The sequence below is a fragment of the Variovorax sp. Soil_C_12 genome, assembly GCF_057657375.1.
This window is the reverse complement of sequence record NZ_JBDGIO010000020.1, coordinates 41,195-65,700: the sequence shown is the minus strand read 5'-3', so window position 1 is coordinate 65,700 and position 24,506 is coordinate 41,195. Positions and strand designations below refer to the sequence as shown.

The window sequence follows — 24,506 nt, the reverse complement described above, 5'->3', positions numbered from 1 at the left end:
CTGCCTAGGGTTTACCCGGGCAAGAGGTCAAAGCAAAAGGCATGAACGCAACTAGTTGGCGTTACCCAATCCAATCTTGACCGGCCGGTCTGATGCGGCCGGGGCGATCGACGACCGGACGCCGCTAGTTTGCGCATTTTATTAGCAATTACGTGCCGTCCGAACTACACCGGCGGGCGTCGTTCGGGCATTTGCGTTGGCGCTTGAGGACGCTGGCGAGCCGCATGCCACCTGTATCGCCGTTTGCGCATTTATAAGCTCAGAACAGCAGCTGTGTTCTAGGTCAATAGATGCCCGAACAGGTCAATAAATGCGCAAACAAGCTAATAAATGCGCAAACAATTGAGGCTCGGACTAGCCGGCGTGAGAACGAGAGCAGGGAGCATGACGAAAAGCCGTCGGAAGTCGGAGGTCGGACGCGACAGCGGCGCTGATCGGCCGAGTGGGCCGCGCTGATGCATGACCTAAGCCGGGTTCAGACCCAGACCGGCTGTACGTCTTTCTCCGAAGCGATCGTTCGTAGCCTTCGGGCGGCCCTACCTGAGCAGGCGCGCCGTGAAGTGAGTGCAGTCGTGCTGGAGACCGAGGACCTGCAGCGTTGTGCAGCGCAGATCCGGCTCGGACGGTGGGTGCTGCAAGGGATGAACGTCCCACTGAAAAGAAACCAGGACTGAAGCGGGAACGCAGCCACGCGGTTGAGCAGGCGGGGGGGCAAGGCGCGGCGGGCCGCGATTAGCGCAGGTGCATCAAGCGTCGCTGCGCGCTCCGATGGCGCCCACCGCGCCATGCGCCATCGTGCTCCGGAACCTGGCATGACGGCGGCCGACGTCGTTCACGTCCGACTCGTTGCCGATGCACCGGCGAGCGTCCGTCCAGACAAGATCAGCGTGGCGCAACAGGACCTCTCGTCGCTCTGCGTCGGTCTCGCAAGCAACAAGGGCGGTGAGCACGTCGAGCAAGCGGATCAATACTGCAGCGCTGTTGGCCGCATTCTGGCGAATCATGTGGAGCATGACATCTGTGAGGGCGCCGTAAGTCAGTGTGGGCGCGACGAGTGCGACTGCGTCGTCACGCATGATCACGCCGCTCGGCAACTGCTTCCCCACAAGTTCGCATAGCGCTGCACCCAATCGATCGAGCACGCTCATCGCGGTGTGCGGGTCGTTGATGCCGGGTGACAGCGCCCGCACTGCCACTTCAACCAGCTGGCGCACTGCATATTCGAGATCACCCGCAGTGCCGCGCGATGTACCCAGGGCGGTAGCGTCGCGCACCGCCTCTTCGGCCTCGGGAACCGGCACCGAGATCAATGCGATCGGTGCTCCTGGAAAGACATAGTCACCTCTCCGGGCGAGCAGCCGGATCGCGGTTCCGTGGTGCGACGCCCAGTTCGCAAGACCTGCTGCGTCGAGCTGCTGAAGATAGCCGCGCCGTCCATCGACGATGGGCGTCGCATTCGCCCAAAAGCGCGCGGGAGGTGCCGAGGGCTGAGCCTTGTCGCTGATGGTGGCCTTCAAGGCCGCCTGGACGTCGTCGCTCACCAGTTCGATCACCGTGTCAACATTGATCCGCTTGGCCATGTGGCCGACGAAATAGACCAGCGTCGCGACGCAGACGAATGCCAGCACGATTCCCGCCGTCAAGGCCAAATGGGGCGTGAAGAGTCCCTCCTCCTGCGTCCTGACGCTTCGAAGGACCATCAAGGCATAGGAGAAGGTTCCGAGGTACGCGCCCAATGTGAACTGCACGCCGCGGTCTCGTGTGAAGTTCCGCAAGAGACGCGGCCCCATCTGTCCGGCCGCGAGAGACAGCGCGGCGATCGTAATGGAGAACACCGTCCCTGCGACGCCGATCGTCGACGCGGCGATGGTGCCCAGCAGCGTGCGCGCCCCCATTCCACCGCCGTCGTACAGCCAGTTGCTCTCGGTCAACCGGGCCCAGACGTGGCCGCCGCGATCGAGTTCAAGCAAGCCGAGTGCGAGCAGAATGCCGGCGAGCACCATCGCACCGGGAAGCAGCCAGAAGGACTCGCCGGCCAAATCGATGAGCTTGCGGATTCTTGCGGTCATGGGCGAATGGTCGAGGGCGATGGCCGAACGAATAGAAGGGGCGGCTTCACCCGCGCCGCTTCTCGCGCAGTGGGAACTGCCCCAGGGCCAGATCTCTTCGAAGGAGCAAGCAAGGAAACCTGGTCACCATCGCCGCCGCGGACGGCCACGCCTGCGAGCCGTCGTACCGCATCTCGCGCACGTGCTGCTGCATCTCCACGCCTGCCTCCCGGGAGTCCGATGCGATGGCTGCTCAGGAGCCGATGTCGATCAGCGCCAGCCCCGTCTCCCGGTCGCATTTCTTGCGCAGGTAGCCGGGCGACTCGACCAGCACCACCTCGAGCGTGGGCCGCACGGTCGCCTCCAGCAGGTGGCCGCCTACGGTACTGCCGTCGCGGCGCCCCAGCACCGTGTGCGCATGTACCTTGGGCTGATCACCATCGAGTGCGATGTCGCCGTTGAGCGAAAGCACCTCGACCTGCTCCGGCACCGGAATACGCTCGTAGTCCTTGCGCTCCCAGTCGAAGTAGCCCAGCACGGCGCCCTCCAGCGCGCCGATGGCGCTGAAGCGGCTGGCCGTGAGGCCATGCTCCTTTGCGAAGCGCTCCAGCGTTGAAACCACCTCGTCGCCCTTGTCGAAGATAAGGGCAATGGTCCGTTCGGGTCCGTCGTTGATCACCTTGGTTCTCATGGAAAGTCTCCTTGCGTGGCCCTTGATGTCCCAGAGTGCCGCGTCGACCGCCCGGACTTGCCCTGCAGCCCGTCGAGTGCACCCATCAACCATTCGATGCCGTCGCCTGGATAGCCCGGATCGCGGCTCACGCCCCCGCATGCAGGCGCTGCGGGAATCGGTCACAGGTGGGTCTCGCTCATGATGACCCCTTGGATATCCGCGCTGGTGCCGGCCTGACGAGGACGCACGAATTCACTCTGAGGGGCGCCGAGCGGAAAGTGTGTAGGCGAACTTCCAACATGTGCATGTGTCCCCATTCAGTTGCCGGAGCCTTCTGCGGGCCTCGGCTGCTGCGCGGCATGTCAATGCCGGGATGATGGAGCGGCGGGTCGCCATGCCGATGTACGCAGGTGCCGCGAGGCACGCAGGTGGCTGTCGGGCGGCACGATGGCCGGCGTCGCATGTCTTGCGGCGCGCGCGCCGCAATCTCGATATCTGCCCCGGGATGAAGGGAATCGATGCAAAAGGATTTGCGAACAGCAGATGTCTTAGCGCGCCGAATCCCGTTTGCACAGTTCGGCCGAGCCCCTGCAATCGTTTTCCTTCGAGGACCCCGCTTTCGGAAGTGCGCCACGATCCGCAGGACTCTCGGCCGCTGGCGGCTTCTCGAATATGCCTGGGTCCACGCCCGGCGGCGGTCGATTGATGGACTTGGGATCGACATTGGCGGGCGGTGTTATCACAATGCCGGGATCCACTGTAGGAGTGGGAGCGGATGCCGCGGGCGCCTGTGGCGCATCGTCATGTGGCTGCAGCAGGGGATGGGCAGCCAAGATCGGACAGAGTGTCACAAGGGCGGCAGCCGTGACGAATGGCACTGTCTTCATAGGGTTCTATCCACCTTGCGGCGACAGTCTTCATGGTGGTTCCATCTACTCTACGGTGAGGCCCCGCCCAGTCGTGTAGGCCCCTGCCGCCTGGACTGCCAGGAGGCGACGCCGCTGGCTCTGCGGCGAGGGCGTCGATCTCCTTTCGGTGTCCCCGGAGCTCCCGCGTTTCTGCGCTGTGCTCGGATAAAGCTGGTTCTCCACTATTGATGAGAAGGCGTACGAGCGGCTGCGATCTTCTCGTTCTCCGCCAGTCTCGTGAGCGCCGGGTTGGTCGTTTGCGAAGCAATGGTCTGTTGGACGCGGCACATGCGGAACTCATGCTCTGCACTCGGTCAAACGTACTCGTGACGTTCGATCACCTTTCGATCACCTTCCGGTGAAAGGAGATGCTGATGACCAGATTCGCACTACGGGCTATTCTTCTCGCGGCCGTCGTCAGCAGCCTTGCCCCGCTGCACGCGTCTGCTCAACTCAGGCAGGCGCCTCCGCCCGACGTGGAGATTCCCTCAGAGCCCGATCTCGCGCACAAGGCGATGTCCATCGCGCTCATGGCGACCACTGGTGACTTCTTCGACAAGCAGTACATCGAGCATGCGGGCGTCGGCGACCATCGGCGCACGATCGACCTGCTGAAGAAGGTTCAGCGCGAGTCCAAGCTCCCAGTGGTCGAGCGGCACCTGGCGATGGCGCGCGACATGAACCGGAAGCAATAGCGCGAGCAGAGGCCTGCATCGGCGCGAGGCTCTGCATAGAGCTTGCGAGTGCACCCGCCTTGACGAGGTCTGCCTCTTGGCCGACCGCGTTCGATGAGCGCGATCGGCGTCGGAGGCAGGACTCCTCGCCCGTGTCAGCGCTCCATCTTGTAGTTGGCGGTGAATTCGCTGCGGCTCACCTTGCCGTCGTTGTTCTTGTCCAATTGCTTCCACGCGCTGTGCACGCCGGTGTTGTCCTTGGCTTCGGTCTCGCTCAGGAACCCGTTCTTGTCGTCGTCCAGGCGGGCAAACACCGCCGCGGGCGAATCGGTCGCCGTGCCGGTGACCGTGATCAGGTAGCGATCTACGTCAGCCACCCACACGCGATCGTTCAGGTTGGCCCAGCGCTGGGCGTCGAACTTTTTCATGGCCTGGATCTTCGACTTGTCCACATCGAGCACCAGTTCGTCCTTGTCGGCGGTCAGGTTGAATGCCTTGAGCGGGAACGCATAGAGCTCTTCGGGGGCGGCCAAGGACGGGTCGAAGGCGAGCGCGGCGTAGTGCACCTTGCCGGCCGCCATGTTGATGACCAGGTCCTTGATGTCGCCGATGTCCTTGCCGTCGCGGCTCACGACGTCCTTGCCGATCAGCTCGCTGGCGCGAAAGGCCCGGGCGTCGCGCGAGGGCTGCGCGACACCGTAAGCCTTGTCGATCTGGTCGATGTAGCGGCGATCCTTGAGCGCGGTTTTCCAGTCGGCCTTGTTGACGCTGGCGCGCTCCAGGCGCTCCTTGGACATGTTGTAGCTCAGGTCGTCGCCGTCGGCTGCCAGTCGCAGCTCCTTGGTCGGCACCGCGAACAACTGCTCGGCCTTGAAGATGCCGGGATCGAATTCCAGCATGGCGTAGCGCACGTCGCCGGTGTTCATGTTGACGACCAGGTCGCGGATCTGCCCGATGTTCTTGCCATCGGCACCGCGAACGCTCTTGTCGATCAGTTTGCTGGCGCGCAATGCGCGGTACTTCTGCGTCGCCTGGGTCGAACTCTTGGCGCTGGCCGAGGGCGCTTCGCTCTTGGCACTTTGGGCAAACGCTGGCGCCGCCAGCCCGATCGCGAGTGCAGGCACGAGCGCGGCGTGAAGGAGAGTGTAGGAAAAGCGGTTCATCTGAGTCTCCTGAAGGAGTAAGAGGCCTTGTTGGAGGGGCCGCGCGGAAGCTCGGTTCGTCCGGTTTTCGAGCCTGGGCTTGTAGGACAAATCTTGGGCGGACTTTGCTCGAACGCGAGCGCCGGAGGTGCCGGCATGCGCGACGAACACTCGGCCCGTGAGCCCGTGCAGAGTTGAACCGATAACAAAGTGCGGTTGACAGGACGGAACTTTCTAGCTTCCCGGCCGCCCAACTCCAGATGGCGCCTGCGTACGTCGCCTCGTTCCTTGCAGGCACTTGCTGCGCGCACGCTCTTCTCTTCCTGACACCAGGAGATCTTGATGAACCCAATCTTTCCACAAGCGCTCTGGTGGGTTGCCTCGGCCATGTTGGCCTCGAATGCCGCCTGGGCTGCGCCCGAACGCGCTTCGGCAACCGACTCCTCGCGATCGGCTTCGGACACGAGCAGCGCTACTTTCGACGTCATCTTTGCGCAGCCCGAGGTGTCAGACCGAATTCGCGCACGTGCCGCCGATGGGTGCTGGGTCATGTTCCATGACGGTGTCGACTATGTCGGGCGCAGACTGACATTGCTGGGCCCGATGGCCGTGAGCGATTTCTCGTCGTCCATGCCCGACTGGCGGCACTGGGACAGCGCCATCGTGGGTCCGCGGGCGCGCGTCACGGCCTTTCAGGACACGGGGTTCAAAAAGCAGCTTGCAGTACTGCAGCCGGGCCAGCGCGTCGGCAATCTGGACCAGAAGGAGTTTGGTTGGCGCAAGGACATGGCTTCCGTGCGCATTACCTGCGCTTGACCCCGATGAATCTTCAGCACAAACACGCCCTGGTCACCGGCGCGTCGCAGGGCATCGGCAATACGATCGCGTTGCGGCTTGCGCAATCGGGCGCCGACATCGCGCTCAACGTGCTGCAGGCCGACGAGCGCTCTGAACAAGTGCGACAGCAGATCGAAGCCATGGGCCGGCGCTGCGTCGTGCTGCCTTTCGATGTGTCGAAGCTCGGGCCGATGCGCGCGGCGCTCGAGCATGCCGCCCGCGAGCTCGGCACCCTCGATATCCTGGTCAACAACGCAGGAATCCAGATGCGCGCCGACTTCCTCGATGTCAGCGAAGCCGATTACGACAGAGTGATGGAAGTGAACCTCAAGGCAGCGTTCTTCCTCACGCAGGCCTTTGCTGCGCAGTGCAAGGCGGCTGGGCGCGGCGGCAAGGTGATCAACATCAGTTCGGTTCACGAAGACTTGCCGTTTCCGCATTTCGCTTCCTATTGCGTCAGCAAGGGCGGCATGAAGATGATGATGCGCAACCTGGCGATCGAGCTCGCGCCGTGGCGCATCACAGTCAACAACATTGCACCGGGAGCGATCGAGACGCCCATCAATGCCCAGCTGCTGAACGACCCGAAGCTGCACCAGGCGCTGCTCGCCAACATCCCGCTCGGGCGCCTGGGCCAGCGCGAGGACGTCGCAGGCGTGGCGGCGTTTCTGGCGTCGTCGGAGGCCAACTACATCACCGGCACCACCACCGTGGTCGACGGCGGGCTGCTCTGGAACTACGCCGAGCAATGAAAGCCGACGAGGGCAAGGCGGCGCCTGCCGGTGCGCAACGTTCGAAGCAGGCCTCAGAAGCACCGGCGCCCGACGTCCTGACGCCGGCGGATCGCTACCAGGAGCTGTTCGCTGCAGTTCAACGCGAGGGCGTGTTCTCCGACAGCAAGACCTTCGTGGACTGTGCGCCACTGGCCGAGCCGGCCGCCATCATGGCCGCCTATCGCTCTCTCTGCCATGAGCCAGGCTTCGACCTCCCGCAGTTCGTGCATGCTCATTTCAGGGCCATCCAGCCGGCCCCCAGCGAGTACGAGTCGATCCCGGGGCAACCCATCGGCGCGCATATCGAAACGCTGTGGCAGGTTCTCACCCGGCATCCGAAGGCCCATCCGCCGCATGCGTCGCTGCTGCAGCTGCCGCATCCCTACGTGGTGCCAGGAGGCCGGTTCGGTGAGCTCTACTACTGGGACTCGTACTTCACGATGCTAGGCCTGGCGTGTGGCGGCCACACCCGGCTGCTGCAGGACATGGTGGAAAACTTCGCCTACTTGCTCGATACCTACGGGCATGTGCCGAATGGCACGCGCACGTATTACCTGAGCCGTTCGCAACCACCGGTGTTCTCGCTCATGGTCGACCTTGCCGAACGGCATGGCGCCATCGATGCGCTGGACTTCCTGCCGCAGCTTCGACAGGAGCACGCCTACTGGCTGAACGGCAGCGAGGGCCTGGCCGTCGGTGCCGCCTGCCGGCGTGTGGTGCGCTTGGGCCCCGGCGTGCTGCTTAACCGCTATTGGGACGATCGCGACGCACCGCGCGAGGAGTCGTGGCTGGAAGACGTGACGACCGTCGCGGGCTGTAGCCGCGAGCGGGCCGAGGTGTACCGCGATCTGCGCGCGGCGTGCGAATCCGGCTGGGATTTCAGCACCCGCTGGCTGCGCGAGGCGCCGCCGCGCAAAGCCCCGCATGGGGCGGTTCATGTTCGCGCCGCCACCGCCCCTTCGCTGGCGAGCATCTGCACAACCGACATCGTGCCGGTGGACCTCAATGCCTTCCTCTACGCGCTGGAAAGCCGGATCGCCGCATTGGCGAAGCGGGGCGGCGATGCCCGCGCCGCGCGCGAGTTCGGGCAGCGGGCCGACGCGCGCAAGGCGGCGATCATCGAACTGTGCTGGGATGCCGGACAAGGCGCGTTCTTCGACTACGAATGGCGGGTCGGGGCGCGGCGAAACTGCCTGACCGCCGCCTGCGTGGTGCCGCTGTTCGTCGGCATGGCCGGAACGCCGCATGCGCAGGCGCTGGCCGCCACCGTGGCGGCGCGGCTGCTGGCGCCCGGCGGCATGTCGACGACCGAATGCGCGAGCGATCAGCAATGGGACCGGCCCAACGGCTGGGCTCCGCTCCAGTGGATGGGCAGCCGGGGGTTTGCCGACTACGGCTGCCACTGGATTTCAAACACCATCGCCAGACGCTGGCTTGCGACCGTGGCGGCGGTCTACGAACGCGAAGGAAAGCTGGTCGAAAAGTATGCGCTGCGGCACGTCGAGCACGAGGACTCCGCGGGCGGCGGTGGCGGCGAGTACCCGCTGCAGGACGGCTTCGGCTGGACCAACGGCGTCACCTGCGCCTTGCTGGCGGCGCAGCCGCAGCACACCGCCAACGCGTCCGTTGCGCACGATTCCGTCCACCGGCACCGCTGAGATGTCTCCGGCTTGAAGATGCCGGCCGTCCCCGCGCCGCTCCTCGGTGCGCCCAATTCGAGAACGAGTCGATGAACTTCGCAGCACGGAAACGAATCAATCTTCGAGCAACGTTCTCATTCCTGTCGTCGCCGAGCTCTGGGGAGTAGGCATCGTCAGCCGTATAGAGCCGCCCGGCGCCGGGCGCGCGCGGCTTACGCCCATACCTTGACTTCGCGCGAGGGCATAGGGCGTCCGGCGAATGGGTTCTCTCGCCAGCATGGCCGATGGCGAGTGTTTTCCCCAATACGGCCGACAAGGAAGCACCGTGCATCAACACAACCAAGTGTCGCCGGACTGCAGAAGGCGGCGAAGTCAGAGACAAACCGATGCTGCTGGCGCGCAACTTCGTTCCCGGTGCTTGAGGACCTGACCCATGCTTCGCTCCACAGTCCATCTTTTCGTCTTGGGACTGATGCTCCTTCTCGGCGCGTGTGCAGCCAGCCCTGGGCAAACGCCTGCTGCAGGAGTCGGCACCGAGGCCCGCGCACTGCACGCGCCTGCCTTCTCGTCGCTCGTGGCCAGCCGCCGGGCATCGGTAGTCGACATCACAACCCTGCGTGTCGGTCGCGACGAACACCATGAGGACATCGAACTGGAGTTCGCGCCCGAGAACGACTTCGCCGATCGCTTGGCCTGGCCGCTTCCCGCGAGTGTGCGACTGAGCCAGATCCGAGATCTCGCCTCGGGCGTGATTCTCGCGAGCGACGGGCTGATCCTCACCAGCGCGCACGTGGTCGCGAGCATCGATGAAGCCCAGGTCCGGCTGGACGACGGCCGCCGATTCAAGGCACGCGTGGTCGGCGTCGACAGGCGCACCGACGTGGCCTTGTTGAAGATCGAGGCGAAGGATCTGCCGGTCGCGGTCATCGGCGATTCTTCTCGGCTCGCTCCGGGCGACTGGGTTGCCGCGATCAGCGCGCCCTTCGGCTTTCACGGAAGCGTCACCACGGGCGTGGTCAGTGCAACGGATCGATTCATCGGCGGTGCCGGGGAGATTCCCTTCATCCAGACCGACGTCGCCATCAACCCCGGCAGCTCGGGCAGTCCCCTGTTCAATAGCCGCGGCGAAGTCGTTGCGATCAATTCCATGATCTACAGCGGAAGCGGCGGCTACATGGGTCTGTCCTTCTCCATCCCGATCAATCTTGCGATGAAGATCGCCGCTCAGCTGCGCACGCACGGCACCGTTCCACGCGCTCATCTTGGAGCCGAGGTCCAGGAAATGACGCCGGCCCTGGCAAGATCGTTCGGAATACCTCGGCCGACCGGTGCTCTCGTGGTGCGGGTGGATCCTGACAGTCCCGCCCAGGCGGCGGGCTTGGCTCGAGGCGACGTCATCGCCAAGTTCGACGGCGTTCCCATTTCGCACTTCACCGAGCTGCTGCAGCACATCGCCGAATGCAGGCCTGGGACCCGCAGTCGTATGGATGTGTGGCGGCGCGGCAAGATGCTCGCGGTTTGGGCGACGCTCTCGGAACAACCGGCTTCCAAGGTCGCTTCGATGAACGACCACGCGGCCGAATGGAACGACGGGCTCGGCCTGAGCCTGGCCGAGCTGTCGCACGCAAGGCGCCAGCGCTTGCGCATCGATGGCGGTCTGCTCGTTCGCGAAGCCGCCGGGTTGGCGCGCAGCGAGGGCATTCGCGCCGGCGATCTCATCATCGCCGTGAACGACATGCGGCTCGAGAACGTGGACGACTATCGGCGCAGCCTGTCGCGCATACCGGCAGGCCGAACGGTCGCATTGCTGGTGATGCGGGAAAGCCGGTTGGCCTACGTGCCGGTTCGGATCCCCACGCAGCGCGCCGGTTCCCGGAGTCCACTGCATTCCGCCGCCCCGGACGCGCTGCTTCAGCGCATCCAGGCTGCGGGCAAGGAGCAACAGTGATCAGTCTCGCAGATTTCAAGCCCATGCTGCTGTCGGAGCGGCAGCTCGACCTCGAGGAACCCGGCTGGATCTATGAGCTGGAATACGATGGCGTACGCGTCACGGCAGAGTTCGGAGCGCGTGCCGTGCAGTTGCGAACGCGCAATGGCGCCGACGCGACCAAGTGGTTTCCGGAAATCACCGACAGTCTGGCCGAAGTGTCAGGCGGGCCGTTTGTCGTCGATGGAGAGGTCTGCGTGCTGGACGATCTCGGCCGCAGCGACGTCGAGGCACTTCAGAAGCGCACTCATCATCGGCGCTGGTACGAAAGGGCGAAGCCGGTTGTCTACTGTGTCTTCGACCTCCTCATCGATCGAGGCGCAGATATCACGACCCAGCCACTGTTGCTTCGCAAGGCCGCTCTGAGTCGTTTGTTTACCGAGCCGTCTCGGGGCATCGTCGTGGTGGAGTACTTTGAGGAGGGCGCGAAGCGGTTGCTGAAGGGGACCGTCAAGCTGCTGGGGATGAAGGGCCTCATCGCGAAACGCCGCTCCAGCATTTATCTTCCGGGTGTACGTTCGAGCGAGTGGATCAAGGTGAAGTTGCCGCCAGGGAGTTCGAAGCAGCAGGGCTGACCGGTTCCTTGTCGAGCCTCCTCGGAGCCAATCATCCGGCTGCTCACCGGAATATCATCCGGCATGCCAAAGAAAGCGCCGCTGGCGCAACCGCTGCGCAGAGCCGATCCGGACGGCGTGAACCTGCCTGCTGTTGTGGTGCTGCGGCGTTTGCGCCGGGTGTTCAATGCCGTGAAGACGCACTTCCGGGAGGTGGAGAAGAAAGCGGGACTTGCCGGCGCGCAGGTTTGGGCCTTGAGCGTGGTACGCGATCACCCCCGTATCGGAGTAAGTGAGCTCGCGCGAGCGATGGACATCCATCAATCCACGGCGAGCAATCTTCTGAAGCCGTTGCTGGATCAAGGAATGGTGGCAGCGGACCGCACCGGTGCCGATCGTCGTGCCGTCCAGTTGCATGTGGCTGCCAAAGGTCTGAAGGTACTGAAGAAGGCGCCTGGCCCTTTTGCCGGTGTGCTGCCGGAGGCGCTGGCGCAGCTTGATGCACCTACCCTCAAGCGCCTTGACCGTGATCTGGCCAAGCTGATTCAAGTTCTCGGTGGCGACGAGCGCGGGGCGAAAATTCCCCTGGGCCAACCTTCGAAATAGGCTCCTGTTCGCTGCCGCGCACCTGGGCGATCTGCTGCGGTCTGCGTGAGTTCGTTTCCGATGATCGGCCGTCGTGTCCGACAGCTGCATTAGCCGGCGACTTGCAAAGCCCGGGCCAAGAAAGAGCCCCAATCAAAGCAATCAAGGCCTTCGCCTCATGGAGTGATGTAGAGATTGCATCTGTACAAATTGGCATGAGCCGTCCCCTCAGGCGGCCGGGCACCCATGAACTTCCAGCTTTCAGAAGCGACGCGCGCCGTGCAGGACATGGTGGACGGCTTCGCCGAACGGCTTCCCTACATCGGCGTCGCTCTGGCAGTTTTTGTGCTGTTCTATCTCGTGGCGCTCGGCGTGCGCGGGAGTGCGCGCGCATTCGCCCGTCGACATCATCGTCGGCACAACCTGGGATTGGTGCTTGGGCGGCTTGCCTATGGCTCGGTCATGTTCATGGGCCTGCTCACGGCGCTGGTTATCGCAATACCTGGGTTCACCCCGGGGCAGCTCGTAGGCATTCTCGGTTTGTCCAGCGTGGCGATCGGGTTTGCTTTTCGGGACATCCTGCAGAACTTCCTGGCCGGAATCCTGCTCCTGCTGTCAGAGCCGTTCCGCATCGGCGACCAGATCGTGGTGAACGGATTCGAGGGCACGGTAGAGGAAATACAGGCGCGCGCCACGTTCCTTCGCACCTACGACGGCCGGCGAGTGGTAATCCCGAATTCGAACCTGTTCACCAACTCGGTCACGGTCAACACCGCCAACGAGAGACGCCGTCTCGAGTATGACCTTGGAGTGGGATACGGCGATGACGTCGCGCGGGCGAAGGAGATCATGCTGGACACCATGCGCAGCACGCCGGAGGTGCTCGCCGAGCCCCCGCCGGAGGCGCTGGTGGTGCGGCTGGCCGACAGCAGCATCCACATCAGGCTGAGATGGTGGGTGCGGCCACCGCGGCAGTTCGAGGTCTACGTGGCCCAGGACGCCGTGCTGGAACGAGTGGTGGCTGCGCTGCGGTCGGCCGGGGTAGACCTCCCATTCCCGACGCACCAGGTCCTTTTGCACGACCAGACGGACGAGTTCGACGGAGACCGTTCGCGCCAGCGGGAGGGCTGGCCGCTGCGGCCTGGCGACACGCCTCGCGCTTCCCGGGTTGTGGACGCCCTGCGGAGCTTGGTGGACACACGGCGGAGAACTGGCGGTCGAGACGACAGTTCCTGAGGCCATGAAAGCAACAAAAGCCTGGGGCATCGTTGCCACCGCAGTGATCCTCACCTGTTTCGTTCTCTGGGTCGCGCTGAATCTGAGCCTGGGCAACAAGCAAGTCGATTCGACGTTCGACCCCCTTTACGCCGTCCACGACCCGCAGTTCCCCCGCTCGATGGGCGCGACGCTCGCCAGGGAGCTGACCCCGGGCAACACCGTGAATGAACTGCTCAACGGCAACCAGATCTTCCCGGCGATGTCGGCCGCCATCCGGTCCGCCGAGCGCACGATCACCTTCGAAACCTACATCTACTGGTCGGGGTCCGTGGGCAGGGAGTTCTCGCAGCTGCTGGCGGAGCGCGCACGCAGCGGGGTGAAGGTCCACGTGCTGCTGGACTGGATTGGGGGGGACCTCGACGAATCGCTGCTCGAGCACATGGAGGCTCATGGCGTGGAGGTCCGGCGCTACAACGCGCCTCGTTGGTACAACCTGCATCGCCTGAACAACCGGACGCATCGCAAGCTCCTCATAGTCGACGGGAAGGTTGGATTCATCGGCGGGGCCGGCATCGCGGATATTTGGCGCGGGAGTGCGCAGAGCCCTCGGCACTGGCGCGACACGCACTTCAGGGCGCTCGGGCCGGTGGTGCGCCAACTGCAGGCAGCGTTCAGCGACAACTGGCTGCAGTCCACAGGCGAAGTCCTGCATGGCGACGACTACTTCCCCGCGGCCCGCGCCGAAGGCACGGCGGCCGCCCATGTATTCACGAGCGCACCCGGCGGCGGCTCGGAGAGCATGCAGCTGATGTACCTGATGTCCATCACCGCGGCAGCACGTTCCATCGATCTGCAAGCGTCGTATTTTCTTCCTGACGATGTCGCGGTGAATGCCATCGTGGCGGCACTGCAGCGCGGCGTGCGGGTGCGAATCATCCTGCCCGGCCCTCACATGGATCAGCCGCTGGTGCGGCGTGCGTCTCGCGCGTTGTGGGGAAGGCTCCTGCTTGCCGGGGCTCAGATCCATGAATACCAGCCCACCATGTTCCATTGCAAGCTGCTCGTGGTGGACGGTCTATGGGTTTCGGTCGGCTCGACCAACTTCGACAATCGGTCATTCAGCATCAACGATGAGGCGAACATGAACGTGTACGACGCAGCATTCGCTGCGCGCCAGGTCGCCGTGTTCGAACAGGACTTGCAGAATTCCAGGCGGGTCACCTACCTGGAGTGGGAGCGTCGGCCCTGGTGGGATCAGGTGCTGGATACCTTGGCCTCGGTCCTGAGATCGCAGCTCTGAGGACAGGCAAAGGAGTGACGGCCGCCTGGTGGAAGGCGACCTCATGATCATGAGACCCCGTCTGCGGGCTTCAGCGCGCCCACATCCGGTCGCGATACTTCAGGGAAAGGGGCCGACTGTTGGCCGGCCGTAGCGGCCGGGCAGTGATCTCGAAATCAATCACCTCCCGCGGAAGAAAGTTGTAGCTCCCCACGTATGAAACTCGCCCATCGGCGCGAACTTCCGCATCTCGATGTCCTGGCGGACGCCTGCGAGGTTCACCGACGACGCGGCGACCTCGGCTGGAACCGTCCGACCATCGGGACCGCGCAAGACCGTCACGTTGAGCACGCCTCGATTGGGGGATGGCTCGATTCCGTGCTTGCCGGCCGTCGCGGGGTTGATCCGATCGCTTGCCACCGTGGGACTGCGCAACACAAGATCGCCGCGGCGAGCCTCGTGAACTTGCGCCAGCGCACAGAACGCAGCGGTGGCGAGAAACAGTCCGGCGGAAATACGGAACCAGGCAGGGCGGCGGTGCCACCCGAAAAATCCTAGTGGCAGGTCGAGCAGGAGCCGTAGGAGATTGCCGCCTCCGCGCGCCCCATGCCGCGAAGGCAAGTTGTTAGGTAGGAGCCGACTCATGATCTCCAGCGCCGCCACAGCTGGGAACCCACTCCTGTTCACGACTTGCATGCGATGCGCACCGAATGGATGTCCTCGAACAAGCCGAGCTTGCGGTCTTTGAGGTCTGGAATTCGCTGGCCGGGACTGAGCACGGCGGTGCGGTTCTGGAACTGCTCGTAGTCGAAGGTGGTTACCGTCGCGTTCGGGCCTACCATCGCGCTGCTCCAGTTGATCCAGAGTCCTCCCGGGATGTTCATTTTCGGCATCTCGACCGGCCCGATCAGGGTAAGGCTGCGCCCGCTGTACGACTTGTCGTCAAAAAAGCGAACCCAGCAGCCGTTGCCCAGCTTCTCATCGTGCGGATGGTTGCGGGGTACCACGATGACCGACGGCAAGTCAGGGCCGCCACCGGTGACCGGCGGTGGCGCCACCTGCCGCTTCGTGCTCGCCGCCGTGTCGTCACGGGGCCCTGTCGCCGGGCCGGATGCCTGCGCCCAGCAATCAGCCCCCGCGAGAGTCAGCGACGCCTGCAGCAGCAACGACAACGCCAGCCTGTCTCGGGAGACCCGCTTTCGTGCGGCGATCATTTCGACACCTCCGGTTCGTGAAGCCAAACACTTGCAGCATGAATAGTCCGGAAGTGCGGGACTCTCCAGTGAACGACTGTAGGAGGTCTCCTGCCATCAATTTGAACAAATGCAACTGTGGCGTTCAGCGTCTTGGGGCAGTGCTGGCCGACGCAACCCCCAGCTGCGCGCCGACTGCACCGTCCGCTCCGGTATTCACCTCGGCAAGTCGCCCGGTTTGCACTCGCTCCGGGGCCACGCCCTGCTGTCGAAGATAGTTGGCAATCTGGCGTGCGCGCTCTGTTGCCAGCACTTGCGTCGAGCTCTCGCGCAGTGGCTGACTGGCGGCAATCCTGTCGAACATGGCTTCGTAGAGCTCGCGCTCCGCTGACCCGGTGGTGCCGGACCCCTCGGCTCGAAGCTCGCGCACCGCGCCAGGCCCGGCATGCTGCTCCAGCAGGCGCTCCAGCGCCCGGCGTGTCGATGGATCGTCGAAGGCGATCGGCCCGGGATCTTCCCCCGGTTCGAGCTTGGGCCCGAGCGCCTGCGTCAGAGTGCGCCGCGCCTGCGCGCGCCGCAAAGCACGAGGGTCGGTCCGCGGATCGTAGGGGGCGGTCACGACGAGCTGCAAGCGAGGCCGCTCGGCCAAGGCGTGGCTCAGCCTGTCCAGCTTCTCGCGCTGCTCGGGCCGCAGCGCAGCGCTACCCGGGTTGAACTCGATGGTTGCAACCGATTCGGCGGAGTCACCGAGCAGCCGTCCCAGTGCCCTGAAGGGCGCCGTGACAATTCGCTTGAGTGCATTCGCGACCGCCTGCCTGATGGCACTCCCCACGCTGAAACGCGGATTGTCCAGGTCGCCGCGGACGGGCACGGAGAGACGGATCTGTCCATCCGGGTCCGTCAGGAGCGCCACCGCGAGGTTGAGGGGCACATTCATCGCGTTAGGCGCTTCGACCCTTTCGCCCAAGGTGAAATCCGCAAGGCGGATATCGTTGGTCCCGAGCAGCACGCTGTCCTTCACCTTGTATTCGAGGTCCAGCCACAGCTTGCCCGATTCCACCTTGCGCCCGGCAAACGTTGCCGTGTAGGGCGAAAGCGGCGGCATCTGCACGTTGTCGAATTCGACGTGCAAGTCTGTGAAGCGTCGCGGCTCGGACGGAACCAGGCTGCCTTCGACCCGGGATGAGCCGTACGGCTTTATTGAGCCACTGGCCTTCACGTCGGCACGGCGGGAAGCGTCATTGGAGATGCCGACGATCGTCCCGTCGATTTCCGTCACCTTGGTCGAGAAGGGCAGTACCAGGCTGAGATCGGCGAAGTCGACGTTGCCGTTGCGAAGGCGCACCCGCTCCACCCGGAACTCAAACCCAGCCGGGTCTTCCCCCGTGGCATTGCGCCCCTTGTTGTCCCGCGGACGGGCCGGGGACTCTTCACCGGCATGCCGATCATCCCCATCGGGCTTCACGACCCGGGCGAGGTTCACGTCACGCTCCTTGGAGATGACGATCTTTGCGCCAGGCTCCTGCGCGGTGACTTCCCGGATGATGAGCCGGCGCGATGCCAGGTCCAGTTCTACCCGGTCGGCCCGAAGCTGCTTCCAGGCGAGGAAGCGGTCACCAGACCACGCCTCATTGGCCAGAAAGTCGGCGACCCGGAATGTGCCGTCCGCTCGCAGGGCGCCAGCGTCGCCATTAAAGCGAACCGACGCCGAAGCGGATACTGCACCCGACTCCACCGTCAAGGCCGCAAATTGCTGCAGCAGCGGCTGCAGGGGCTTGAGCAAGACGTCGCTGACTTCGACTCGAGCCTCCACATGCGGGCCTGCGGGCGCGGCGGTGCCCTCGGCCCTGATCATGCCGCCCCCGTTCAGGGCAAGGGCCGCATCGAACGAGGCCAGCGTCTCGTTCCCCACATTCTTCACGCTGCCCTGCAGTGTCCCGCCGAGCGCAAGCGGCGGCTCGAAGCCGCGGTCGGCAAACGCCAGATCAAACGAGTCGACTCGCACCAGGCCGATTTCATAGCGCCACGCAGCGCGTGCATTGCCCCTGGAGCCCGCCCGCGCCGCGGAGGTCGGCTGGTCGATCTCCGCGAGCCACTGCAGCAATGGAATGCGGCCGTCGGACGACTGCACCACGCGCGCTCCACCGCCCATGAGAACGATCTCCCTTGCCCCAAGGCTGCGGTTCGCGAGGTTGAGCGATCCGCCATGAGCCTCCAGGCGCTGCAGCGACAGGAGCGGCTCTTCAAATCCAGGGCGCCGGAGCACCAGGTTCGGCAGCGTTGCAGCAACGCCATCCAACGTGAGTCGGGGCCGCCGCTCCTGGATCGCTTCGTACCGCACATCGGCTGAAAGCGAGACCGGACCGGCGCTGACCGTCAGCCCCGAAATTCGTTCGAGCACCGGGCGCAGTGGAGCGGTTTCCAGCTCTTGGAGCTCAACCTTGGCTTGCAGGCTGCTGCCGGCTTCCGCCAGCGACCCGCTTGCGTGGATCGTGCCGCCTTGACGGACCCGCATGACGCCATCGAACGGAGTCGGAGCCTGGCTGCTGCTGGCCAGATTCGTTGCGGCGATCGATTGCACCTGGAGGTCGTAGGCGACCGCGGGCTTGAAGGTGTGATCGGCGAGCGCAACGTCCACGGCGCGGACCTCCAGCGCGGCGATATCGAAGCGCCAGGTTCCAGCTTTCCGGCTCGCATCGTCCGGTGCGAGGCCGAGAAGCTCGACCAATGCAATTTCACCCTGCTGCTGGCGCACGATCGAAGTCTGTCCGCCCTCGACGGCCAAGCGTTGCGCCGCCACGAGCTTGCCCTGAAGATCGAAGCGTCCTTCCTCGATCTGCACGGAATGGAGTGTGGCCGCCGCGTCTTCGCCACCCGGCGCGCCGAGAACCAGGTTCCGCAGTCGGGCGTCAATGGCGTTGGCCAGCACGCGCGTCGGCGTGCCCACGGAGATAGCCAGCTGGAGCTCGGCCGTTGCGTTGGAGACGCCCAGGCTCAGCGGCCGCTCGCGGCTGCGGTCGACATAGCCCAAGCCCACTTGGTCGACGCGCAGCTTTGCGACCTCGAATTTCCAATCGGGCCTTGCCGCGACTTGCGCGGCCGACCGCGCCGCGGCTTCGGCTCCGTCGCTCGGTACACGCCCCGGACTCTCGGCCATGTCGGTGGTTGGCCGCTCCGGGGCAAATACTCCGGCCCAGTTGGCTTTCCCATCAGATGCAAAAGATACGGCCACCTGCCCGGACTGGAACGCGATCGTCTCAATCGCAACAGCACGTTTCACCAGGTCCAGGCTCCCCCCAGCGACAGCGATCTTCTTCATCGCCAGCATCGGGTGCTGCTCGTCCGGACGGGCGAGCAGCACCTCGGCGAGGTCGAGCGTCATGCCCTCCAGGCGCAACGACTGCTCGCTGTCGTACGCGTAGCGGCTCGAGACATTTGCCTTGCCTTCGAATTCGGAGAGGAGCAGGTCGTCACGCAAGAACGGCCACACAGTCTGGGCTGCCAGTCCGCGCACCCGGACCTCGCCCGACGCGACCACCGAAGGGTACAGGCCCAGTTCACCCCGCCACTCGAGCGCTCCGCCGTCCGGCAGCCCAGCCGTGAGCGCATGGCTCGCGAGTTCATCGTCAAGCGTCGAGAGCCCGGCCGCTTGCACGTTCACCGGCTCGATCACCGTGCTGGCCGGCCGCGCGCCCATGAGATCGGTGAAGGCGACGCTCGCATTCGGTACTGCAAGCTGGTTCACGATGAGTGCTGCCGGCCGGCCCGGCTCGGCATCCCCGCTGGCCAGACGCCGCGCGAGGTTCAGCAGGTTCAAGCTCCCATCACGCTCGAGCACGACATGGGCCTGCAAGTCTTCCAACCTGAGCTCGTCCACCGTCCACGTGCGACGCAAGAGGCCCATGAAGCCCAGGTCGGCGCAGAGTCGCCCGACGGAGACCGCTGGCCGCCCATGCCGTCCTTCTACCGCGAGGTCACGAACCTCCAGATGCAGCAGGAAGGGATTGAGCCGCACGGAACCGACGGAGACTTGACGATCAAGCCCTTGTTCTACAAATGGCGGGAAGTGCCGCTGGAACAGCCAAGGCACCAGCAGGAACCCGGCAGCGGCGTAAAGAACCACAAGCGCCAGCACCACCACGCCAACAAGCTTCAGGCGTTTGTATGTCACGGAACTCTCCGGTTGTATCGGACCAGGAGCGAATCGGAGGCGCGTGCCAATCCAGTCGGACCCCGTGTGCGAGCGCCACCGAAGGCAAGGCCGCGCACGCGGCCAGTACACCGCGACACCACAGGCAATTGCCGGGGTTTCGCTCCATGCCCGGGATGATGGCGCGGCCGCTTGCCACGTCCATTGAGGCAGGTGCCGCGATCACACCGCGAGGCGACTGGCAGGCTCGTGGGCTCGCCGCTAGCGTGTCCGGCTGGAGGTCTGCGCGGCCGAAAGCCCCTCTGCCGGCGCGTCGAAATGGAAGACCATCTGGTGCCGGTCGCGATCCGAATCGATGGTGGTGGTCTTGCGCTGCACCTGATCCTGGAAGCTTGCCTCCACCGTGTAGCGGCCGCGCGGAAGATCCACCATGAGCCAGGGCCCGTCGAGCTTGCCGGTGTAGACCGTCCGGCCGGTCCGGTCGGTGATCTGCATGCGGACATCCGACAGGTAGGCGCCCGAACCGCGCGCAGCCGTGATGGTCCACAGGCTGTACTGATTGCGCTCTTCCTTGAGTCTGCTTTGCTCGAGATCGCCAACGCCGCCCGAGACGGCGGCGCGTCCCTCACCGAAGCTCGTGCGGGTCAGTGCCGAGGCCGATGCGCAGGCCAGCGCGAGGCAGGCCATGCTACAGAGATTCGTCACGGGAAACACTTTCATCATCATCTCCTTTCTGCCATCAAAAGGAGTTGGAGGCAAAGCTGCATCGGCGGTTCTGGTTATCTGCGCATGTGGCGATGGGGTATTCCCCAAGCGCCCTAGGGCGCTGCGAAGCGGCGCCGCAGCAGCACGGCGCATTGATCTCGCCTCTAGCGCATTGAGTTAGCTGAGCTCGATATCGCCTTGGATGGCGTCCGCAAGCCGTACCGCCTCTGCCAGGAGCGAAAGCGCAGCCAAGTGCTGCTCTGCGAGCCTTGCCAGCTTCTTGCGCCCTTTGGGGAGCAGATGAACTTCGACTTGGCGGCGATCCACCGTGCTGGCCTTGCGTCGCACCAGCCCCGCATCCTCGCAGCGCGAGACCAGCGCAACCACGCCATGCGGCTGCGCCTGAAGCCGCTCGGCGATCTCGCTGACCGAGGCCCATTCCCGGCCGGGGAAGCCCTGAGTGTGGAGGAGCAACTGATATTGCAGCACGGTGATGCCGGCTTCGCGAGCGGCGTCTTCACTGAAACGTAGAAAGGTGCGAAGTCGAAACCTGAACTCGGACAGCGCCTCGAGCCGTTGCTTGGACGACGAGGCCGACGCCGAGGCGCGCAGTTCCATTGTTTCCATTGCTTCTACCCTAATGAATGCACCGGAATGTAGCAAGGAGCGCCGGCCGGCGCTAGGGTAATTACTCATGAAGTGATGTAAATAAGATCATACCATGAGGTATCGATTCAGCAGCATCGAAGTTCTTTGCTGTGTGCCTGCTCATTCCGCTCCTGTGTCGCTTGCCCTCGCAGATGGTCGGGCTCATGCCTGCTCCTGGTCGTTTCTCAAATTCCCCCTTGTTGAAAGAGCCTCTCATGAAGATCAAAAGCCAGAAGGACTTCTTTTCCGGCTTGATGTTCGCCGTCGTCGGCGCCGCGTTCGCGATCGGCGCCACGAACTACAGCATCGGCAGCGGCGCCCGCATGGGCCCCGGCTACTTCCCGCTGATGCTCGGCATCCTGCTGGGCGTCCTCGGTCTTGGCGTGATCCTGGGCTCGCTCACCGTGCGCACGACCGACGGCGAGCCAGTAGGCAGGATCGCATGGAAGCCGCTGGCCTTCATCATCGGCGCCAACTTGGTGTTCGGTCTCCTGCTCGGCGGCCTGCCCAGCATCGGCCTGCCGGCCATGGGTCTTATCGCAGCCATCTACGCCCTGGTGCTGGTTGCCAGCCGTGCAGGCACCGCCTTCCCGATCAAGTCGGCCCTCATCCTCGCGACCGTGCTGGCGATCGGCAGCTACCTCACCTTCATCGTAGGCCTGAGCCTGCAATTCCAGGTCTGGCCCACCTTCATCACCGGCTGAGCACGGGTATCGCCATGGAACTCTTCGAACATCTGGCGCTCGGCTTCCACGCCGCCTTCACGCTGCAGAACCTTGCCTATGCCTTCGTCGGCTGCCTGCTGGGCACGCTGATCGGCGTGCTGCCGGGCATCGGCCCGGTCGCCACCATTGCCATGCTGCTGCCTGCCACCTACGCGCTGCCGCCGGTGGCCGCGCTGATCATGCTGGCCGGCATCTACTACGGCTCGCAATATGGCGGCTCTACCACCGCCATCCTGGTCAACCTGCCGGGTGAATCGTCCTCGGTCGTCACGGTGATCGACGGCCACCAGATGGCCAAGCAGGGGCGGGGAGGGGCCGCGCTCGCGGCGGCCGGCCTGGGCTCCTTCTTCGCCGGCTGCGTCGGCACCCTGATCCTGGCCGCCTTCGCGCCGCCGCTGACCGAGCTGGCCTTCAAGTTCGGCCCGGCCGAGTACTTCTCGCTGATGGTCCTGGGCTTGATCGGCGCCGTGGTGCTGGCTTCGGGCTCTCTACTCAAGGCGATCTGCATGATCGTGCTGGGCCTCTTGATCGGCCTGGTCGGCACCGACGTGAACTCGGGCGTGGCGCGCTTCAGCTTCGACATCCCGGAGCTAACCGACGGCATCAGCTTCATCGCGATCGCGATGGGCGTGTTCGGCTATGGGGAAATCATCGCCAACCTGGCCAAGCCCGAAGAGCATCGCGAGATCTATACCGCGAAGCTGCAGGGACTGTGGCCGACCAAGCAGGACTTCAGGAACATGCTGCCCGCGGTTCTGCGCGGCACCACGCTGGGCTGCTCGCTCGGCATCCTGCCCGGCGGCGGGTCACTGCTGTCGGCCTTCGCCTCCTACACGCTGGAGAAGAAGCTTAGGCTCGGAGCCGGCGAGATTCCTTTCGGCAAGGGCAACATCCGTGGCGTTGCGGGCCCCGAGTCGGCCAACAACGCCGGTGCGCAGACCTCCTTCATCCCGCTGCTCACCCTCGGCATCCCCGGTAACCCGGTGATGGCGCTGATGGTCGGCGCGATGACCATCCACAACATCCAGCCCGGCCCCCAGGTGATGACCAGCAACCCGGAGCTGTTCTGGGGCCTGATCGCCTCGATGTGGATCGGCAACCTGATGCTGATCGTGCTCAACCTGCCGCTCATCGGCATCTGGATCAAGCTACTGTCCATTCCTTACAAGTGGCTGTTCCCGGCCATCGTGCTGTTTTGCGCGATCGGCGTGTACTCGACCAACAACAACACCTTCGATGTCTGGATGGTGGGCCTGTTCGGCATCGTCGGCTACGCATTTCACAAGTTGGGCTGCGAGCCGGCGCCGCTGCTGCTGGGCCTGATCCTGGGGCCGATGATGGAGGAAAACCTGCGCCGCGCTCTGCTGCTGTCGCGCGGCGACTGGAGCGTGTTCTTCTCTCGCCCCATCTCCGCGGGCTTGCTGATCGCTGCCGGCCTGCTGCTGACGATCGTGCTGATGCCTGCCATCAAGTCCAAGCGCGAGGAGGCCTTTGTCGAGGAGGGATAGCTGCACTTCCGGAAGCTCGACCATGCTGCTTTCACGCACTCCGAAGCTCCTTCGGCTCGAAAGGCTCGCCGCTGCAGAGGCGCGGCGATGCCTTTGCGCGACGTGTGGTGGCTTGGCTGCGTGATGGTGAATTGCAACTGGAAGGCGGGCACGCCGAGCGCTTGCGAGCGGCTCGGATCCAAGCCGTCGCCGGGCGCAGGGAAGTACGAAGTCCATCGATGGCAAGCCAGTTCGGCGCCCTTGCGGCGCTCGGGCTCGGTCGGCGAGGCACATGGATCGCGTCGCTCGTTCGGTCCTGGCTTTGATGGCGGGACTATGCGTGATCGACAGGGTGCAGGACGATCGTGCAGTTGAGGCGCTGGCAGCGGTCGATCTGGAACTGCTCATCGACAGTTTGCCTGTAGCCGCTTTTGTCGACTCGGGGTTTGCCGAGTTCATCAAGTGCCGTCCGGGCTGGAGGGACTCGCAGCAGGAGGGCTAGCGACAGGTGCGGTTCGGGAGCATGCCGGCGACCTCGTGTCCACTTTGCTCCATTGGCCCTGGCGAAACGGGCACCAGCGTCGGGAAGGCAGAGGCACTGATGGGGCCGAGCGAGCGGATCGGTGCAATCAGGGCAGCGGGCTCCCGCGCCACCATGCTTTCCGGGGCTCCAGCCGTGCGCTCCAGCGGCCTTCCTGGCGACGTTGTTCGGCACCTCCTTCAGCGGAGTCGCCATCGTGTCATTCCAACGGTTCAGAAAGTCAAACATGGCCACGACGCCCAGGATCTCGACAATCTGATCATCGCTCCAGTGCGCTCGCACTTCTAGAAGCTGGGCGTCTGTGACCGCATTCGGCTGCGCCGCAGCGACCACAGCGAAATCAGTGCCACTCGCTCCTTTTCGCTGTAGTGAGGGCTATCGTGGTACTCACAAATGGCCGCGAGCCTTTCATCGCTGACGCCAAAGTTCTAGCACCGAGCAGTGTGTGCGCCTGGCAATAGAGGCAGCGCGATGCTTTGCTCGCCAAGTGACCGGTCAGCCTTCTGAATCCGAGATCGACGTCGCCCTCCGGATCCATCACAGCCGCGTTGAGTTGCGCGGCGCCTGTACAAGCTTGGGCTTGCGCTGCAGGGTGAGGACGCTGTTGGGCGTGAAGCCGAGGGTGTTGATGAAGAAATCGAAATGAGCCCTTAGCCCTTAGCTCAGGCGACATCGTCGGATCGAGGGGGCGTAGGCGCGGCAAGTGAATCTCCTGGCAGTGAGATGGAATTATTTCGCG

Annotated in this window: 19 protein-coding genes and 1 pseudogene; 12 read left to right on the top strand and 8 right to left on the bottom strand. The window is 64.4% G+C overall.

The features are described 5' to 3' along the window. Nucleotides 1–746: 746 nt before the first annotated feature. Nucleotides 747–2,069, bottom strand: coding sequence for a DUF2254 domain-containing protein (locus AC3A6X_RS32765; RefSeq protein ID WP_487846092.1), 1,323 nt, complete (start codon nucleotides 2,067–2,069; stop codon nucleotides 747–749). Nucleotides 2,070–2,301: 232 nt separating this feature from the next. Then, a complete protein-coding gene (locus AC3A6X_RS32760; protein ID WP_487846091.1) occupies nucleotides 2,302–2,739 on the bottom strand; it encodes a PPC domain-containing DNA-binding protein in 438 nt (145 codons plus the stop codon). Nucleotides 2,740–4,003: 1,264 nt separating this feature from the next. On the opposite strand from AC3A6X_RS32760, the gene AC3A6X_RS32755 reads away from it, so the two are divergent. Further along, nucleotides 4,004–4,324, top strand: coding sequence for a DUF4142 domain-containing protein (locus AC3A6X_RS32755; protein WP_487846090.1), 321 nt, complete (start codon nucleotides 4,004–4,006; stop codon nucleotides 4,322–4,324). Between the two features lie 134 nt (nucleotides 4,325–4,458). Here AC3A6X_RS32755 and AC3A6X_RS32750 read toward each other — a convergent pair whose 3' ends face one another. Beyond that, on the bottom strand, nucleotides 4,459–5,466 hold the full coding sequence (locus AC3A6X_RS32750) for a PRC-barrel domain-containing protein (RefSeq protein WP_487846089.1): 1,008 nt from the start codon (nucleotides 5,464–5,466) through the stop codon (nucleotides 4,459–4,461). A gap of 321 nt (nucleotides 5,467–5,787) precedes the next feature. On the opposite strand from AC3A6X_RS32750, the gene AC3A6X_RS32745 reads away from it, so the two are divergent. The 8 genes from AC3A6X_RS32745 (at nucleotide 5,788) to AC3A6X_RS32710 (ending at nucleotide 14,339) form a co-directional block, all read left to right on the top strand. Further along, nucleotides 5,788–6,261, top strand: a complete 474-nt coding sequence (locus tag AC3A6X_RS32745; protein ID WP_487846088.1) for a hypothetical protein — start codon at nucleotides 5,788–5,790, stop codon at nucleotides 6,259–6,261. A gap of 5 nt (nucleotides 6,262–6,266) precedes the next feature. Beyond that, nucleotides 6,267–7,034 carry an SDR family NAD(P)-dependent oxidoreductase gene (locus AC3A6X_RS32740; RefSeq protein WP_487846087.1) on the top strand — a complete coding sequence of 256 codons (768 nt, stop codon included), beginning with the start codon at nucleotides 6,267–6,269 and terminating at the stop codon, nucleotides 7,032–7,034. Then, the gene (treF, locus tag AC3A6X_RS32735) at nucleotides 7,031–8,713 is read left to right on the top strand and encodes an alpha,alpha-trehalase TreF (RefSeq protein WP_487846086.1); all 1,683 of its coding nucleotides are present in this window, start codon (nucleotides 7,031–7,033) and stop codon (nucleotides 8,711–8,713) included. The genes AC3A6X_RS32740 and treF overlap by 4 nt, the downstream gene beginning before the upstream one ends. Nucleotides 8,714–9,128: 415 nt before the next feature. After that, nucleotides 9,129–10,643: a trypsin-like peptidase domain-containing protein gene (locus AC3A6X_RS32730; protein WP_487846085.1), complete on the top strand. Its 1,515-nt coding sequence runs from the start codon at nucleotides 9,129–9,131 to the stop codon at nucleotides 10,641–10,643. Then, nucleotides 10,640–11,257, top strand: a complete 618-nt coding sequence (locus AC3A6X_RS32725; RefSeq protein WP_487846084.1) for an ATP-dependent DNA ligase — start codon at nucleotides 10,640–10,642, stop codon at nucleotides 11,255–11,257. The genes AC3A6X_RS32730 and AC3A6X_RS32725 overlap by 4 nt, the downstream gene beginning before the upstream one ends. A gap of 63 nt (nucleotides 11,258–11,320) precedes the next feature. Then, nucleotides 11,321–11,842, top strand: a complete 522-nt coding sequence (locus tag AC3A6X_RS32720; RefSeq protein ID WP_487846083.1) for a MarR family winged helix-turn-helix transcriptional regulator — start codon at nucleotides 11,321–11,323, stop codon at nucleotides 11,840–11,842. A 225-nt stretch (nucleotides 11,843–12,067) separates the two neighbouring features. After that, the gene (locus tag AC3A6X_RS32715) at nucleotides 12,068–13,057 is read left to right on the top strand and encodes a mechanosensitive ion channel family protein (RefSeq protein ID WP_487846082.1); all 990 of its coding nucleotides are present in this window, start codon (nucleotides 12,068–12,070) and stop codon (nucleotides 13,055–13,057) included. 4 nt (nucleotides 13,058–13,061) lie between these two features. Continuing rightward, the gene (locus AC3A6X_RS32710) at nucleotides 13,062–14,339 is read left to right on the top strand and encodes a phospholipase D-like domain-containing protein (protein ID WP_487846081.1); all 1,278 of its coding nucleotides are present in this window, start codon (nucleotides 13,062–13,064) and stop codon (nucleotides 14,337–14,339) included. A gap of 159 nt (nucleotides 14,340–14,498) precedes the next feature. On the opposite strand, the gene AC3A6X_RS32705 is transcribed toward AC3A6X_RS32710, so the two are convergent. The 5 genes from AC3A6X_RS32705 to AC3A6X_RS32685 form a co-directional block, all read right to left on the bottom strand. Beyond that, nucleotides 14,499–15,014, bottom strand: coding sequence for a DUF4426 domain-containing protein (locus AC3A6X_RS32705; protein ID WP_487846080.1), 516 nt, complete (start codon nucleotides 15,012–15,014; stop codon nucleotides 14,499–14,501). Then, entirely contained in the window at nucleotides 15,002–15,532 is a 531-nt protein-coding gene (locus AC3A6X_RS32700; protein WP_487846079.1) for a beta/gamma crystallin domain-containing protein, read from the bottom strand. The genes AC3A6X_RS32705 and AC3A6X_RS32700 overlap by 13 nt, the downstream gene beginning before the upstream one ends. Nucleotides 15,533–15,656: 124 nt before the next feature. Next, nucleotides 15,657–19,682, bottom strand: coding sequence for a DUF748 domain-containing protein (locus tag AC3A6X_RS32695; RefSeq protein ID WP_487846078.1), 4,026 nt, complete (start codon nucleotides 19,680–19,682; stop codon nucleotides 15,657–15,659). A 240-nt stretch (nucleotides 19,683–19,922) separates the two neighbouring features. After that, entirely contained in the window at nucleotides 19,923–20,381 is a 459-nt protein-coding gene (locus AC3A6X_RS32690; RefSeq protein ID WP_487846077.1) for a hypothetical protein, read from the bottom strand. Nucleotides 20,382–20,543: 162 nt separating this feature from the next. After that, nucleotides 20,544–20,993, bottom strand: a complete 450-nt coding sequence (locus tag AC3A6X_RS32685) for a MarR family winged helix-turn-helix transcriptional regulator (RefSeq protein WP_487846076.1) — start codon at nucleotides 20,991–20,993, stop codon at nucleotides 20,544–20,546. A 236-nt stretch (nucleotides 20,994–21,229) separates the two neighbouring features. Between AC3A6X_RS32685 and AC3A6X_RS32680 the strand changes: the two genes are divergently transcribed. The 3 genes and pseudogenes from AC3A6X_RS32680 to AC3A6X_RS32670 all read left to right on the top strand — a co-directional run bounded on the left by AC3A6X_RS32680 (nucleotide 21,230) and on the right by AC3A6X_RS32670 (nucleotide 23,728). Beyond that, the gene (locus AC3A6X_RS32680; protein ID WP_487846075.1) at nucleotides 21,230–21,718 is read left to right on the top strand and encodes a tripartite tricarboxylate transporter TctB family protein; all 489 of its coding nucleotides are present in this window, start codon (nucleotides 21,230–21,232) and stop codon (nucleotides 21,716–21,718) included. A 14-nt stretch (nucleotides 21,719–21,732) separates the two neighbouring features. Next, nucleotides 21,733–23,247, top strand: a complete 1,515-nt coding sequence (locus AC3A6X_RS32675; protein ID WP_487846074.1) for a tripartite tricarboxylate transporter permease — start codon at nucleotides 21,733–21,735, stop codon at nucleotides 23,245–23,247. 104 nt (nucleotides 23,248–23,351) lie between these two features. Then, nucleotides 23,352–23,728: pseudogene (locus tag AC3A6X_RS32670) on the top strand (DUF3619 family protein). Nucleotides 23,729–24,506 lie beyond the last annotated feature (778 nt).

Bases quoted from the DNA above. Each gene is read 5' to 3' on its own strand.
- AC3A6X_RS32765 (WP_487846092.1), bottom strand. From the start codon at position 2,069: ATGACCGCAAGAATCCGCAAGCTCATCGATTTGGCCGGCGAGTCCTTC.
- AC3A6X_RS32760 (WP_487846091.1), bottom strand. From the start codon at position 2,739: ATGAGAACCAAGGTGATCAACGACGGACCCGAACGGACCATTGCCCTT.
- AC3A6X_RS32755 (WP_487846090.1), top strand. From the start codon at position 4,004: ATGACCAGATTCGCACTACGGGCTATTCTTCTCGCGGCCGTCGTCAGC.
- AC3A6X_RS32750 (WP_487846089.1), bottom strand. From the start codon at position 5,466: ATGAACCGCTTTTCCTACACTCTCCTTCACGCCGCGCTCGTGCCTGCA.
- AC3A6X_RS32745 (WP_487846088.1), top strand. From the start codon at position 5,788: ATGAACCCAATCTTTCCACAAGCGCTCTGGTGGGTTGCCTCGGCCATG.
- AC3A6X_RS32740 (WP_487846087.1), top strand. From the start codon at position 6,267: ATGAATCTTCAGCACAAACACGCCCTGGTCACCGGCGCGTCGCAGGGC.
- treF (WP_487846086.1), top strand. From the start codon at position 7,031: ATGAAAGCCGACGAGGGCAAGGCGGCGCCTGCCGGTGCGCAACGTTCG.
- AC3A6X_RS32730 (WP_487846085.1), top strand. From the start codon at position 9,129: ATGCTTCGCTCCACAGTCCATCTTTTCGTCTTGGGACTGATGCTCCTT.
- AC3A6X_RS32720 (WP_487846083.1), top strand. From the start codon at position 11,321: ATGCCAAAGAAAGCGCCGCTGGCGCAACCGCTGCGCAGAGCCGATCCG.
- AC3A6X_RS32715 (WP_487846082.1), top strand. From the start codon at position 12,068: ATGAACTTCCAGCTTTCAGAAGCGACGCGCGCCGTGCAGGACATGGTG.
- AC3A6X_RS32710 (WP_487846081.1), top strand. From the start codon at position 13,062: ATGAAAGCAACAAAAGCCTGGGGCATCGTTGCCACCGCAGTGATCCTC.
- AC3A6X_RS32705 (WP_487846080.1), bottom strand. From the start codon at position 15,014: ATGCAAGTCGTGAACAGGAGTGGGTTCCCAGCTGTGGCGGCGCTGGAG.
- AC3A6X_RS32700 (WP_487846079.1), bottom strand. From the start codon at position 15,532: ATGATCGCCGCACGAAAGCGGGTCTCCCGAGACAGGCTGGCGTTGTCG.
- AC3A6X_RS32690 (WP_487846077.1), bottom strand. From the start codon at position 20,381: ATGAAAGTGTTTCCCGTGACGAATCTCTGTAGCATGGCCTGCCTCGCG.
- AC3A6X_RS32685 (WP_487846076.1), bottom strand. From the start codon at position 20,993: ATGGAAACAATGGAACTGCGCGCCTCGGCGTCGGCCTCGTCGTCCAAG.
- AC3A6X_RS32680 (WP_487846075.1), top strand. From the start codon at position 21,230: ATGAAGATCAAAAGCCAGAAGGACTTCTTTTCCGGCTTGATGTTCGCC.
- AC3A6X_RS32675 (WP_487846074.1), top strand. From the start codon at position 21,733: ATGGAACTCTTCGAACATCTGGCGCTCGGCTTCCACGCCGCCTTCACG.